General features: G+C 35.6%; 10 protein-coding genes. 4 read left to right on the forward strand and 6 right to left on the reverse strand.

All coding sequences use genetic code 11. From position 1 onward, the window contains the following. Nucleotides 1–75 precede the first annotated feature (75 nt). The 4 genes from DIT68_RS02535 to DIT68_RS02550 form a co-directional block, all read right to left on the reverse strand. Nucleotides 76–1,458: a dicarboxylate/amino acid:cation symporter gene (locus DIT68_RS02535; RefSeq protein ID WP_109358238.1), complete on the reverse strand. Its 1,383-nt coding sequence runs from the start codon at nucleotides 1,456–1,458 to the stop codon at nucleotides 76–78. Between the two features lie 3 nt (nucleotides 1,459–1,461). Next, nucleotides 1,462–2,529, reverse strand: a complete 1,068-nt coding sequence (aroC, locus tag DIT68_RS02540) for a chorismate synthase (protein WP_109358239.1) — start codon at nucleotides 2,527–2,529, stop codon at nucleotides 1,462–1,464. A 1-nt stretch (nucleotide 2,530) separates the two neighbouring features. Continuing rightward, the gene (locus tag DIT68_RS02545) at nucleotides 2,531–3,943 is read right to left on the reverse strand and encodes a phosphohexomutase domain-containing protein (protein WP_199223365.1); all 1,413 of its coding nucleotides are present in this window, start codon (nucleotides 3,941–3,943) and stop codon (nucleotides 2,531–2,533) included. Between the two features lie 433 nt (nucleotides 3,944–4,376). Further along, on the reverse strand, nucleotides 4,377–7,271 hold the full coding sequence (locus DIT68_RS02550) for an AsmA-like C-terminal region-containing protein (RefSeq protein ID WP_109358240.1): 2,895 nt from the start codon (nucleotides 7,269–7,271) through the stop codon (nucleotides 4,377–4,379). Nucleotides 7,272–7,370: 99 nt separating this feature from the next. Here DIT68_RS02550 and DIT68_RS02555 point away from each other — a divergent pair, with 99 nt between their 5' ends. Together DIT68_RS02555 and DIT68_RS02560 are read left to right on the forward strand one after the other, a co-directional pair. Continuing rightward, nucleotides 7,371–8,105 (forward strand): hypothetical protein, encoded by a 735-nt coding sequence (locus DIT68_RS02555; protein ID WP_109358241.1) that lies wholly within the window; start codon nucleotides 7,371–7,373, stop codon nucleotides 8,103–8,105. Between the two features lie 226 nt (nucleotides 8,106–8,331). Then, nucleotides 8,332–9,354 (forward strand): AI-2E family transporter, encoded by a 1,023-nt coding sequence (locus DIT68_RS02560; RefSeq protein WP_109358242.1) that lies wholly within the window; start codon nucleotides 8,332–8,334, stop codon nucleotides 9,352–9,354. Nucleotides 9,355–9,505: 151 nt separating this feature from the next. On the opposite strand, the gene DIT68_RS02565 is transcribed toward DIT68_RS02560, so the two are convergent. Continuing rightward, nucleotides 9,506–11,215: a M61 family metallopeptidase gene (locus tag DIT68_RS02565; protein ID WP_109358243.1), complete on the reverse strand. Its 1,710-nt coding sequence runs from the start codon at nucleotides 11,213–11,215 to the stop codon at nucleotides 9,506–9,508. A gap of 145 nt (nucleotides 11,216–11,360) precedes the next feature. Between DIT68_RS02565 and DIT68_RS02570 the strand changes: the two genes are divergently transcribed. Beyond that, entirely contained in the window at nucleotides 11,361–11,603 is a 243-nt protein-coding gene (locus tag DIT68_RS02570) for a hypothetical protein (protein WP_109358244.1), read from the forward strand. Nucleotides 11,604–11,984: 381 nt separating this feature from the next. After that, complete coding sequence (gene lpdA, locus DIT68_RS02575; RefSeq protein WP_109358245.1) at nucleotides 11,985–13,376, forward strand: dihydrolipoyl dehydrogenase; 1,392 nt, start codon at nucleotides 11,985–11,987, stop codon at nucleotides 13,374–13,376. A 211-nt stretch (nucleotides 13,377–13,587) separates the two neighbouring features. Here the strand turns inward: lpdA and DIT68_RS02580 are convergent, their stop codons facing one another. Continuing rightward, nucleotides 13,588–15,300: a T9SS type A sorting domain-containing protein gene (locus tag DIT68_RS02580; protein ID WP_109358246.1), complete on the reverse strand. Its 1,713-nt coding sequence runs from the start codon at nucleotides 15,298–15,300 to the stop codon at nucleotides 13,588–13,590. Nucleotides 15,301–15,313: the final 13 nt, after the last annotated feature.

The following is a 15,313-nucleotide window of genomic DNA, read 5'->3' on the forward strand; positions in this document are numbered from 1 at the left end:
CATAAAGAATGGCATGCGCAAGAGCTTGCTGCAGCCACAATTATGATAAAATTTATCTTGGCCTAATCTAAAAAACTAAATCACTTCTTTTTTGTAGTGGTCATCCCAATCCTTCACAGAGGGATCACCAAGTTTACCCACAGACTTAGCAATTAGCATTGAAACAGATGCATCCCCGGTAACGTTCACAGTGGTTCTTAACATATCCAAAGGTCTGTCAATTGCGAAAATCAACGCTAAACCTGCCTCTGGAATTCCAGCCTGTGCCAGTACTATAACCAACATTACCATTCCCGCTCCTGGAACTGCTGCCGAACCGATACTTGCTAAAGTAGCCGTGACTATAATGCCGAGTTGAGCATATAGGTCTAAGTCCATTCCAAATGCTTGAGCGATAAAGATAGCAGCTACTGCTTGATAAAGACTAGTTCCATCCATATTAATTGTGGCTCCAATAGGCAAAACAAAACTGGTAACTTCCTCTTTAACTCCCAAGTGCTCCTCTACTCTTTCCATGGTTACTGGAAGTGTTGCCGCGGAAGAACTGGTACTAAAAGCCAATAATTGTGCGGGTGAAATTCCATTTAAAAAGAACTTAGGCGATCTTTTAGTGAAAATCCATACCAACATTACATACACTAAAATCATCAGTAACAATCCAATGACCACACTGATGGCGTACCACAACAAGGCCACGAATAAGTCTTGACTTGGAGATTCCACCACAAGTCCTGCCATTAAAGCAAAAACCCCAATTGGAGCAACAAGCATTATGAGGTCAATAAGTTTTAAAATGACTTCATTAAATCCATCGAAAAAAGCTTTAACTGGAGCAGATTTATCTACTGGAATTAAAATTAGTCCTACTCCAAAAAATATGGCAAATACGATTACCTGAAGCATATTGCCATTATCCGTTGCTGCCGAAAAAATATTGTCTGGAATTAGGTCTTCTAAAGCCCTCAAAGGTCCGCTTTCTTTCTGTTCTTCTGCGCTCGAGATTCGTTTTCCAGCTTCTCCACTGTAATTTTCGATTAAATTCTCCCTGGTTTCTTCAGTAATTGTTTTTCCAGGTTGAACAAGGTTTACAATTAACAATCCAATTGAAACTGCGATAATCGTTGTAGCCAAATAGGTTAAAATGGTTCTCAACCCCATTTTTGACAACTTAGAAATGTCTTTTAAATCAGAAACTCCTTTTATCAATGATCCTAGGATTAACGGAACTGCAATTAATTTTAAGGCATTAATAAACATGTTTCCAAAAGGCTTCACCCAATTGCGCACAAACAATTCTGCATTTGAAATTGGAAACTCTTCACCCTTAACTTTAACGCTTGTCATAGAGGCTCCCCAAGAAGTACTCAATAAAATCAAACTAAATAAAACCCCTAACCCCATTCCGATTAGGATTTTCCAATGCAAAGCAAGTTTCTTTTTTTTGGTTTCTTTCGACATATTTTAAATTTGTGTCATTTTGTTGCGTAAATAGTGATCTAACAAGGTGATGGCCGCCATAGCTTCAACGATAGGTACAGCTCTTGGAACAACACAAGGATCATGGCGTCCTTTACCTTCTACTTTCACTCTTTCCATTTTAGAATTCACCGATTCTTGGTCAAGCATTATCGTTGCAACGGGTTTGAAGGCTACACTGAAATATATGGGATTACCATTTGAAATTCCTCCTTGAATTCCGCCGCTGTGATTTGTTGCAGTTAAACCATCACTTTGTATAATGTCATTGTGCTGACTCCCTTTCATTTCAACTCCAGCAAATCCAGACCCATATTCGAATCCTTTTACTGCATTAATTGAAAGCATTGCCTTTCCTAAATCGGCATGCAACTTATCGAAAACAGGTAAACCTAGACCAAAGGGAACTCCAGTGATTCTAGTGAATACAACGCCGCCAATGGTATCTCCCTCTTTACGAATGGCTTTAATATAATCAATCATGCGTTCTGCCATTTGAGGATGGGGACAACGGACAATATTTTCTTCTTTTGGCAAAGAAATCTGGGTTAAGTCGCCCTCTAGCTTTAATTTTCCTACTTGGGACACGAAGGAGTTTACTTCGATTCCTAAAAATTTCAAAAACTGCTTAGCGATTGCTCCAGCCACTACCCTGCTCGCGGTTTCACGTGCACTAGAACGCCCTCCTCCTCGGTAATCTCTATAACCATACTTTTTATCGTAGGTAAAATCGGCATGTGAAGGGCGGTAAATCTCTTTTATGTGACTGTAATCTTTAGACTTTTGATTTTCATTTTCAATTACAAATCCTATTGGTGAACCGGTTGTTTTTCCTTCAAATATTCCTGAAAGAAAACGCACAGAATCGGACTCTTTGCGCTGCGTAACAATTGCTGATTGTCCAGGTTTTCGGCGGTCTAACTCCAATTGAACGGCCTCTAAATTTAAGTTGAAATTAGAAGGAACACCATCTATTACACCACCAATGGCCTCTCCATGAGATTCGCCAAAGGTGGTTAATTTGAATGTATGTCCAATTGAATTGCCCGCCATTTTACTTTTTAAGTAAAGTATCTTCTGTTGCTTTTAAAATAACACGAACTTCATCTAAATCAATAGCCTCAGCATAAACCCTCAATACAGGTTCTGTTCCTGAAGGTCGAATCATTACCCAACTATCATTGGGCAGAAAGAATTTAAATCCGTCTATTGTTTCAACGCTTTGTACTTCATATTTACCAAAAGAAGCGTAGGCATTGTTTTCACAATTGCTGATGATTTCTTGTTTCAATTCCTCACTGATGTGCAAGTCGCTTCTTTCAAATTTAAATGCGCCTACTATTTCATATACTTCATCAATTAAAGAGGCTAATGATTTTCCTGATTTCGCCATGAATTCCCAGATAATCATTCCCATCCATATTCCATCACGTTCAGGGATGTGTCCTTTAGTGGCAATTCCACCTGATTCTTCACCTCCTAAAAGTACATCTTCGTCAATCATAATTCCTGCGATGTGCTTGAAGCCTATTTTCACGGTTTGATGATCTAATCCATAATGTTTACACATTTTCGCAATCTTCGGTGAACAGCTAAATGCTGTAACTACCTTTCCAGTCATTCCTTTATATTTCACCATATAGTGAATCAAAAGAAGTATAATATGGTGAGAATCTATAAATTCTCCATCTTTACCGTAAAGACCTATCCTATCAGCATCTCCATCAGTAGCCAAAGCTGCGTCGATGTTTCCATCCGCTTTTATGAAGGCTTCTAATTCCTTTAAATTCTTTGCAATTGGTTCTGGCGCTTGCCCCATAAATCCTGGGTTGTGCTCACAGTGCAGCATAGACATTTCAGGAAACAATGGTTTGAGTACATTCTGTCCAGATCCATACATTGCATCGAAAGCCAATCTTAATCCAGAATTCTTGATTGCTTCTACATCGAAGCTTTCTTTAACTGCATCTATATACGTTGTTTCTAAATCAACTTTGATTAATCTTTTATCTGCAATTGCTTGATCTAAATCTGCCGATAAAATTTCAGCATCCACAGTGTCAGGAATTAAGTCTTCTACTTCTTGAATTTTATCTGGTAAAAGTGGGCCTCCAAAATTTGACTTCAGTTTGTACCCTCCATAAGAAGGTGGATTGTGAGAGGCTGTTAGCACTACCCCAATATTTGCGCCGTATTGCTTTGTTCCCATAGACACCATTGGTGTAGAAACAAATCCATCTGCATAATACACCTTGATTCCATGATGTAAATACACTTTTATGGCAGTTTCCATAAATAGTCTACCGTTAAAACGACAGTCGTGACCAATAACTATTGTTGGTTCGTCTGATTGTTTTTTCACCCATTTAGCGGTTCCTTCAGCAACACGTGCTATGTTTCTTACTGTATAAGTATCTCCGATTACTGCTCTCCAGCCATCAGTTCCAAATTTTATTTTATCTATCATCAAATTTATTTTTATGTGATTAGGAATGCTAAAATAATAATGTTTGGTCAAATCTAAGGCCATATGAGAAATAATACTTTAAAATCATTGGAAATGGTGGGGTTGGTTTGGTTTGACTTTTATTTTCTCCCGTTGATTTTCTCAGATTTCGTGGATCTTTTTGGTGGGCGCTTCGCTTCTTTTTCTCCCGCGGATTTTCGCTGATTTCGTAGATCTTTTGGGGGTCGCTTCGCTTCTTTTTCTCACGCGGATTTCGGTGATTTCACAGATCTTTTTGGGGTCGCTTCGCTTCTTTTTCTCCCGTTGATTTCGGTGATTTTGTAGATGTTTTTCGGAGGTGCTATGGTCTTGTTTTTTCTTCGGGTTTTCTTGGGTTTATATTAACAAAAAAAGGAAAGCTTTCACCTTCCTTTTCTTCATTTGTTCTATTGTTTTACAAATTATTAGCCCTTTCTCTTGCTTTGCGCATTACATCGTCAGCCTTTGTGTTGGCTTCGTTTTCTATTTTCTTTGCTGCTTCTTCTGCTTTTTCTTTTAGTTTTTTCCCTGCAATTTCTGCTGCTTTTTTCTTCAAAGGATTTGCCCCTGCTTCTTCCATCAGTTTTAGAGCTCCATTATCTGCCTCTTCCCTGGTTTTATTGGCCAACTTTTTACCTTCTGCTTTTATATTATCTGCTTGTTTCTGCGCAGCATCTAACAATTCTTGCTTCTTTTTCTCGAGTTCAGCTTTGGCTTCATTCACCTTGTCATCTACAATTCCTTTGATGCTGTCTTTTGCTTTATCAACAGTTTCATCGATTAAATCTTTTACACCACTTTTAACGTCTCCTCCAAGTTCCATCAATTTCTCCTTCATGTTGGTTTTCACTTTTGGATCTTGAATTGTGTTGGTTAGGAAAGCGGTAACAGGAATATTAGCAGGTAATTCTTTCATTTTAAAACCTGGAATTTTCTTTGCTTGTTCAATCGCTTGTTCTGCAATTTTCAGTACATCTCCTGGAATTTCTTCTTTCGGGATATTCATTTTCAATTCATAATCGATTTCTTGTAAGAAAGAAGTTGTTCCGCCTACAGTGGTTGTGATTTCTCCCATCTTAATATCAAATGGTTTAACTTTCACCTTACCTTCGGAAAATTCAAATGTAGCCCTAAGATTGTCGAGAGTTTGCTGCTTTAACTTTGGAATTTTAATCGTTTCTGCTAATTTTTCCAATGGCTCGAAACCTGAAATTACTACTTTGTTGGAGAAGAACGATCCATTCCCCATCAAGGTCTCAAATACAGGCTCGAAAGACGGCTTCAAACTGGTTGTCATTGAAAAGTCAGATGAAATTTTACCAGAAGTATATTTCGCAACTGGAGCTAACTTATCAATGGTTATAAAATTCTTCGTTAATTCCTGAATGTCTAAGTCCTTAATACTGTAACTAAATTCTGCTTTTGGAACGGCTTTATTTTGGGTGTTGTACTTTCCATTTAATCCAACTCTTCCGCCTAATGCTTGCATGCTTACATCTTGTAAAACAGCTTCTTCATTTCTCAGAATGACCTTACCTGATAAGGCATTAATATCCATTCCATCATATTTAATTTTATTCACTGTCGAATTGAGAACGAAGTCAATTTTCTTAGGAACGAGAATTGGCTCCACTTCGCTCTCAGTAGTATTGGCCTCTGTTGCTTCATCAGTTGTGGTTGTTTCATCTGTAGTTGAGGTAGGCGGCATAATCTCATCAATATCCAATAAATCGGAATGGTAATTAAAAACTCCTTGTAAATCTCCTTCATTAAATAAATAGCCAATATAATTTTTCACTTCACCGTTTAAAGAGAAATCACTTTTCCCCATTGTTGCTTTCAAATTGGCTAATTTTAATTGTTGCGGAGAAAATTCAAACAATAAATCTTGAATATCAACCGGAGCAGGTAAATCAGCGGATGCGTAATGAAAACCTTTTAAATTTAGTGTTCCCGTAGCATTAAATTGGTCGTATTCCTCTTTTTCAATAGTAGACATCCTTCCCTCTAAAGAAATGTCTGAAGTTAGCTTCCCTGTATATTTTTCACCTTCACCCATTGGATAAACCTGATCTAAGGTTTTTAAATCAATATCTGCATGAATCTTAGACTTCAAATAAGGATCTGTCATAGGATTTTTCATGTAGAAATTGGCGTCAATTGAATTTCCAACGAAAGTCGCTTTAAATTGATCAACATCTACAGTAGCTTTGTCTAATTCTGTTCCTCCTGGGAATTTAGATCCTCCCACAATATTGATGTTATCGATTGAGGCGGGCATATCAGGATAAACAATCGAAGCATTATTTACTTTTGCGGCAACATCCCAAGCAGGGTAATTTACATCATCGTATTTTCCTTTTACAAAAGCATCTAAACTTAAAGAACCATTAGCAACCATGCTTTCGTAGCCTGTATAGTAAAATGCAGGAATTAAAGAAAGTAAATCTTTGAAACTGGTATTATCAGCTTTTAATTTCAAATCCATTTCATCATAGCCTTTAAACATTTCATAGAATCCGTCAAAAGATAATTTCAAAGCATTTAGTTGAAGTTCGTTTTCTTTCAAAGTAAATTTATCACTTCCCTCTTTAAATTCCATCAGAATATTCATCACCAAATCAGTCTTTACTTCCGATAGATAAGTCGCACCACTCATTTTATATGTGAGCTCATCAATTTTCGTTTTCGTTTCGAAATCTATAACATCCGCTGTCATATCTCCAGAACCGGAATGATTGAGGTTTTTAATTTCTGCAAACATCTTTCCTAAACGGTCGTCGTATTTAATATTTCCGTCTTTGATTTCATAATATTCTAATGCAAATTTGAAAGGTGAAGAGGTAGTGTCAATTTCCTCCTCTACCATTTCTTCGGAAGTTTTCATGATATCGTAATTGGCTATACCTGTCTCTAAAACTTTCACATGAATATTTGGCTGAATCAAGCTCACCGAACGAACAGCAATGTCATCCATATTAATGACACTCCAGAAATCAAGTTTGGCTTCAAAACTTTTCATGTCAACCAATTTCACTCCATCAAATTCATTTCGACCTGTTACGGAAACATTTTCAAATGCTAGGGTCATTTTAGGAAATGAAGAGAAAATCGTTAAGTCAAAATCTCCCACTGCAATATCTGCTTTCAACATTTTGTTGGCTTCTTTTAAGGCCAGTTCCTTTATATCATCTTTAAAGAAAATTGGGATTAGGACGATGGCGATAACTAATAAGAGAAATGTAATTCCTATAATTTGGAGAATTCTTTTACCTATAGATTTCTTCTTTTTATCTTTATTTGTTGACATAAAACGGTTTTGAGGGTATTTAATTTTAAAATTTTCCTTTAATTAGCTAAATATAAGCTAAATTTCCATTTACTAATTCCCAAGATTTATTAAAATATCATGAAATATATTATAACAATCTCTTTATTAACGCTTAGCGCTTTTGGATATTCCCAAATCATTACAAACAATGAAACGATTGAGGACAAGGAAAAAGTTGTCACCAAAAAAGTAGTAAAACCAAAAACGGGAACGGAACTTTATTTTGGGATTAGTCCTTCGTATACCTATCGCACACTAGATGTTAATGACGGAATTTTTGCACAACCTTTAAATTATCGTGAGGAAGAAATTGGTGAATGGACAACAGGATTTAATGCGGGGGTTAGGACAAGAATAGCAAAAGATTTAAAATTAGAAATCGGTGTGGGCTATGCAAGTAATAGAGAATCTTATGAGTTTAGAACAGCGGATTCCGTTTTCAGCTATATAAACACCTACCGTCACATCTCCTTCCCTATGCGCATTGCTTATAGTTATGGTAATGAAATCTCGTTTTATGGAGGAGTCGGTGTAATTCCCAAAGCGTTTTTAGGGATGAAAAATGAATTAACTACCTTAGATATAAACAATAACGAATCCACTGTTGAAACTATTGAATCTGAAAAATTCAACTTCTTTTTAATTGATGCAGTAGCTACCATTGGAACACAAATAAAACTTTCGGACCACTATGGTTTTTACGCAATGCTAGAAGGACGCAGACAATTAACAAACAACTATGATTCACAATCTGCTTATGTAAGAAAAGCTTTTGCGTTGGGCTTTAATGTTGGGATTGAGATTTATTTTTAGGGGATGTTGATCGGATGATTTAATGCTTATTGTGTTACTGTTAGATGACTTGAAAAACTCAATGAATTATTTGAATTACCAATTGGTAATTCTGTTAAGCGTAAAAAAATTGGTAGTGAATGGATTCCTGTAAAAAATTAAGTCAAGGTAGATTTATCCATTCAAAAATCTGATATTCGCAGAACAAACGCTTAGAAAACGAGAAAAACAGCATAATTATTCACCAATGAAAAAAACAGCATACTTTTTTATAATTACAATTTCTATTGTCTTTATTTTAGTTGTAGGAAAAACCATTCTTATTCCTTTTGTTTTTGCTTTGTTACTTTGGTTCATTGTTCGTTCTATTCGAGAATTTCTAAATAAAATTAGTTTTGTAAATCGCTTTTTTCCGCTGTGGTTAAAAAACCTCATTCCATCGGTCTTTCTTCTGGGGATTTTTCTGCTTATTTCCAGAATGCTCATGGTAAATATCAATACTTTGACAAAGTCATACTCCTCCTACGAGGGAAATGTGCAGGTTTTGATTACTCAACTAAATGATTTTTTTGATATCAACATGCTTGAGTATGTAAAGTCAGGAAGTGTTGATTTCAACTTTCTAAACCTACTTCAAAAAATCGTTGAATCGTTGACCGGATTAGTAAGCAATGCTTTTATTATCATACTCTACGCTTCCTTCATTTTACTGGAGGAAACCTATTTCATTAGCAAATTAAAAATCATATTTTCTCGTGAGAGTCATTTTAGGCAATTATCTAAAGTGATGCGTGAAATTGATACATCTGTGACCAAGTATATGGGACTAAAAACTTTTGTTAGTATAATTACTGGTACCGCTAGTTATTTAGCTTTGTATTTTATAGGTGTTGATGCCCCCCTATTTTGGGCCTTTCTCATCTTTCTTTTAAACTTTATTCCTACAATTGGATCATTAATTGCCACACTTTTTCCTGTGTTTTTCTGCTTACTCCAGTTTGGTGATTTTACAAAAGGATTTTTGGTTTTGGGAATAGTTGGTGGAATTCAAGTTTTAGTGGGAAATATCCTTGAGCCAAGATTAGCGGGTAATACGCTTAATATAAGTCCTTTTGTTGCCATTTTCGCCCTTTCTATTTGGGGAGCAATTTGGGGAATTACCGGAATGTTTCTAAGTGTACCCATCACTGTAATTATGGTAATTATTTTCTCTCATTTCCCTTCTACCAAAGCCATCTCAATTATGCTGTCGGAGAAAGGGAGGATTTGATTTTACAAAAAATGTCATAATCAAAATCAATGATTAGCAATAATGAAAACATTTAGAACAATTGTAGCATTTATTCAGGCATTAATTATAGTTTTCAGTTTTGTATCACAAGGGTTTGCATTTCACAATGTCCACTTTTGAAAAAGTTAATCTAAACTCTTCTCCACCCATCAAAAGCATAGCTTTGTTCTTTGCTCATATTCGAAACTTGTTTTATAAAATAACGCTCATAATAAACCGTATCAGAAGTAGCCAAGTGTATTTTCACCAAAACTCCTTTTCTATTCACTAAAATCTCCTTTTTATCATTTCTGAAGTATTTTGCCCAACGATCTGCATTCGTATTAACCGAAACTCCATTGATTGATATTAATTTATCGCCTATCATTGCACCAGCTAAATCCAAAGCACCACTTGGATAAAGGGCGGTAATTACCGTTTCATTATTCATTTCCATGATTTTCGCTCCTAAATAAGCTCCAAAATCACTTTCTACTGGTTCTGAGTGATATTTTAATCCAATCGTTTCTAAACATTCTTTTAGAAGTGAAGTGTAAGATTTCGTTCCATTAATATAATCATCAAAATACCACTGCATGGAAACACCAGTCACCTTTTCAATCTCACTTTGGTAGTCTTTTTCAGTAATTCCAACTCCTTTGTCACCAAAATTGAGGTACATGCTTTTCATTACATCATCTAGATTTTTTTCATTGTTGGTAAATTTCAACAAGTGAATATCAAGAATAAAAGCCAACAAACAACCTTCCGTATAAATAGAAACTTTTCTTCCTGGAGCCCCAGCTACATAACCATCTAGCCAAGTATCAAAAGATGAATCTGCCACAGAGTAATTGTATCTCCCGAAATTATCCATGTGCTTTTGGATTTGTTTATTCATTTCAAGCAAATACTGCTCTAAATTAAAAACGCCACCTTTATACAACATTAAATCTCCCATGTAGGTTGTTACCCCTTCTGCGATATAACCCAATTTCGAGTAATTTTCCTTTTTGAAATCATAAGGCATCATTTCACTTGGACGAATAGATTTCACATTCCAAGTATGATATAATTCATGCGAACTTACCCCCAACAACTCTTTATAGAGTTCCTCAAACACGGCATAACTCGGTCCTAGCGTGATTACCGTAGACTTTGAGTGTTCCACACCATGATAAGTTTGATAAGGTAAAATTTGAATTAAGTAATGATATTCGTCCGTAGGAAATTTGGAAAAAGCTTTAATTTGAGCTTCTGTATAAGCGATAAAATCCTTTTCTAATCGTTTCCAATCTGGTTTTATAAGGCCATTAAACCACACATAAAAAGTTGTACCTTGAACTTCAAAACTTGTTTTTTGTAATCCCGCTGAACAAATAAATGGACTGTCAACCAATTCATCGTAGTTTGCTGCTGTAAAAACCTTATTCTCCACTTTTAATGAGTGAGCTACTTCCCAAGAATCGGGAATATTTAGCTGAACTTCAATTGGGTCGTTATAAACTTCATCAGTAAACAAGCAACAGTTTACAGGATTTACGTACAGTTGAGTAGCGTCGAGAAATGTTGAACCCGCATTTAAATCTGTTGCATAATAACTGTATTTAATTGTAATACTTTCACAAGCTTCAGTTTGAACTATCCAAGTATTTTTATTTGTCTTTTGATAATCTAAAGCGGAACCATCTCCATTAAAAATCTGAAAATGATTCACATTCTTTGCGAAATCTCCTAATTCGTATCTACCCGGTCGCCAAGCTGGAAAATAAACTGTTGTTTCCTTTCCTGTAACCTTTATTTCTGCTGTAATTTGAATGTATTGTTGTTGCGGAGATTTTATATCGAAAGTGAATTTCATGGATATTTTGTTTTTTGATAAAGTTAAAAATAATTTGAGCTTCGGCTTGGCCAATCTTCCAAATAATTTTTGAAACCCTTTCTATTTGTTTTTATCAAAACAATAGTGCAATTTAGTAAGTACATATAAAATCCTATTTTTAATCATGAATAGCTTCAGCATAAAAATATTAGAAAAAGATTCAAAAGCAATCGCACTTATTAATTACCTCAAAACTTTAGATTTTGTTGAAGTGGTTGAAGAGAAAGATTGGTGGGATGACCTTGGAATTGAAAACAAAGCTTCTATTGATAGAGGTTTGGATGATCTTAACAACAGCAACATCCATAAAGATCAAGATGTTCGAAACGCAATCAAGAAAAGGATTTTAAATGCAGAGACGAAATGATTGTTTGGTCAGATGAATCAAAATTAGCCTATGAACACATCATCGATGACATTTTAGAAAAATGGAATATCGAAGTTGCATTCAAATTTGAGGAACTAACAAATAATTTGCTAGATAGGCTAATCCTAAATAATCGCCTTTGACCTGTAAGCAAATATAGAGGCCTTCGAAAGTGTGTAATTCATAAGAATGTTTCTTTAATATATAGAATCAAGCAATCCAATATTGAAATAGTCACCCTAATTTTTAATAAAGACGACCATAAGTTTTACTAGGAAGCATATTTCCTTTTCCATCTATCCAAAAATTACAAGCCATTTCCCTATTATTAAGCATAAATCATTAAATTCGCACTACGAAAAAATTGAAAAATCTAAGAATATGAGTTACGATATTATTGTTGTTGGTAGTGGACCAGGAGGTTATGTTACGGCTATCCGTGCTTCACAGTTAGGATTGAAGACTGCTGTAGTTGAAAAAGAATCACTTGGTGGAGTTTGTTTGAACTGGGGTTGTATCCCAACAAAAGCTTTATTGAAGAGTGCGAACGTTTTTGATTATTTAAATCATTCGGAAGATTACGGAATTACTGTAAAAGACGCTAAAGCTGATTTTGGTAAAATCATCAAAAGAAGTCGTGACGTTGCGGATGGAATGAGTAAAGGTGTTCAATTCTTGATGAAAAAGAACAAAATTGACGTAATCAACGGAACAGGTAAAGTTATCGCTGGTAAAAAAGTTGAAGTTACTGATGCTGATAGTAAAAAGGAAACTTATGCTGCTGCAAAAGGTATAATTATCGCAACCGGAGCGCGTTCTCGTCAATTGCCAAATCTTCCACAAGACGGTAAAAACATTATCGGATATAGAGAAGCAATGACTTTAGAAAAACAACCAAAGAAAATGGTAGTTGTTGGTTCTGGAGCTATTGGAATTGAATTTGCATATTTCTACAACTCTCTTGGAACGGACGTTACAGTTGTTGAATTCCAAGACAATATCGTTCCTGTTGAAGACAAAGATGTTTCTAAAGAATTGGCGAAAAGCTTGAAGAAACAAGGTATTAAAGTAATGACAAGCTCTTCTGTTGAGAAAGTTGACGTTAAAGGTGGAACTTGCAAAGTAAATATCAAAACTAAAAAAGGAGAAGAAAACATCGAATGTGATGTTGTTTTATCTGCTGTTGGAATTGAAGCAAACATTGAAAACATCGGATTAGAAGATGTTGGAATTGCAACTGACAAAGGTAAAATCATGGTAAATGACTTCTACCAAACAAATATCCCAGGTTATTTTGCTATCGGTGACTGTGTTCCTGGACAAGCATTGGCTCACGTAGCAAGTGCAGAAGGAATTTTGTGTGTTGAGAAAATCGCTGGACACAACCCAGAGCCTTTAGATTATAACAATATCCCAGGTTGTACTTATGCTTCACCAGAAATTGCATCTGTTGGTTATACTGAAGAGCAAGCAAAAGAAGCTGGTTACGAATTAAAAATTGGTAAATTCCCATTCTCTGCATCTGGAAAAGCAAGTGCTGCCGGAGCAAAAGAAGGTTTTGTAAAATTAATTTTTGATGCTAAATATGGAGAGTTACTAGGTGGTCACATGATCGGAATGAACGTAACGGAAATGGTTGCTGAATTAGTAGCGGTTAGAAAACTAGAAACAACTGGAGAAGAATTGATTAAAACAGTTCACCCTCACCCAACTATGTCTGAAGCGGTTATGGAAGCAGCGGCTGCAGCATATGGAGAGGTTATCCATTTGTAAATATTTTTATTTAATGTAGGCAAGCCCTATTAGGGCATGCCTACATTAAATAAAAATATTTAAACAAAAACATTAAAAAACGGGAAACATTGATGTTTCCCGTTTTTTGATTTTAAAGATATATGTGAATTGTGGTTTTTGGATGGCAGGGTGTTGTGGTTTTGAATGGCAGGGTGTTGTGGTAATGTAGGCATGCCCTAATAGGGCAAGCCTACGGTACCACAAACCTGTTCCCCATCCAAACGCCTTCAATTTTCATCATCACAAGGTATGTGCCTGTTTTCAGATTGGAAATATTCAATTTATATAAATTATCCTTTACTTTTAGATAATTCACATTCATTTCTCTTCCTGTGATAGCCAGAACTTTAATCGCTTGAATTACTTTATCTGTATTTACTGTTAATTTTTCACTGGCTGGATTTGGAAATAATTTCAGTTTATAATTTTCATTAAATTCTGATGTCAGTCCCACTATTCCTCCAACTTCTGGGTTTATTACCAATTCACAACCATTCGCATCGGTAATTGTGATTTCATAAATTCCTTTACATAAATCTGTTGCTGCTGAACTTGTATTTGATGGTATATCCGTCCACTCGAAGGTGTAAGGTCCTACTCCACCATCGACCAAAAGTTGAATGCTTCCCTCACAATTTCCTGAATTGTCTGGTGAAATAAATGTATTGTAAACCATTGGGTCTGGCTCTGTAATATTGATGCAGTAATCATCCACCTCACCTAAAGCATCTGTTACCGTAACGCAATAAGTTCCTACACTTAAATTGCTCGCTGTTTGTGTAGTTTGATTATTAGCATTTGCATCCCACTGAAAAGTGTAGGGTGCCTGACCTAAATTAGGTGTAATAGTTGCCGTTCCGTCATTTCCAGCATTACAAGAAACGTTATTTTGACTAGGAACCAAGGCCAATCCGTTACTTGTTGGGTAAGTAACATCTACCTTTAATTCTACTGGCAGGTGATCCGACATATAATATAATGCGCGAACAACACTTGTAGGATACATGCTGTTTGAACCAGAAATTAAACTTGAATTGTAGTGATTTCCATCATTTCCAACTGCTCTGTAACTTCCTGTTTGATATTGAACATTATCATTATTGTTCATTACATTTTGCGAAACTAAAATTTGATCAAATCTATCATCCATTCCTCCTTTTGAACCACAATCAAAATTAGCACTTGTTCGAGTTGATTGCGTGTGATGAATTGCATAAGTACCACTATTGTTCCAATTTCCAGGCGTATTGATAGGGTCTTTCATCGCAAATGAACCTGATATCATGTTTTGATAACCGTCATCATTCGAACTGTAAACATTCATGTCTCCACAGAAAAACACATTTCTATCCGTTGGACGATTGGCCATATAATTCATCAAAATCTGGGTCTGAGCATCTCTTTGTGCCTCGCTAGAATTAGAATTTCCTGCTTTTAAATGCATCATGTACACCTCAATAAAAGTTGTATCGAAAAACACTGCTAAACTGGGGTCGTTTAAATACAAAACATAATGATCAATTTCGCGAGGAGAACTCTGAACCACATGTTGACTTTTAAGCGTTAATTTATTCGAGTTATAAAACATAGCGTTATGTAAATAACCGTTTCCATTGAAGTTAGCAGCTATATAATTCGTGTTTCCATTCGCATTAAGTGCATCATTTAAAACCGCATCAACTCCCGCTTGAGTTTGCACTTCACAAGCTACAAAAATGTCTGGTTGAAGATAATCTGTAATTTTCTTTAATGTATCCGCCCTATTAGGTACAACTGTATTGTTTCCACAATCATTCCTCCCATCTGGGAAATTTAAAAGGTTATAAGAAATAATGGATAAAGTCTCATCTTGTGCAGAAACAAAAGACGAAAGCGCGATAAAAAGGATAAATATATATTTCATTCCGCGAAAATAA

Origin of the sequence: Brumimicrobium oceani (assembly GCF_003143775.1) — a bacterium.
Taxonomy (GTDB): Bacteria; Bacteroidota; Bacteroidia; order Flavobacteriales_D; family Crocinitomicaceae; genus Brumimicrobium; species Brumimicrobium oceani.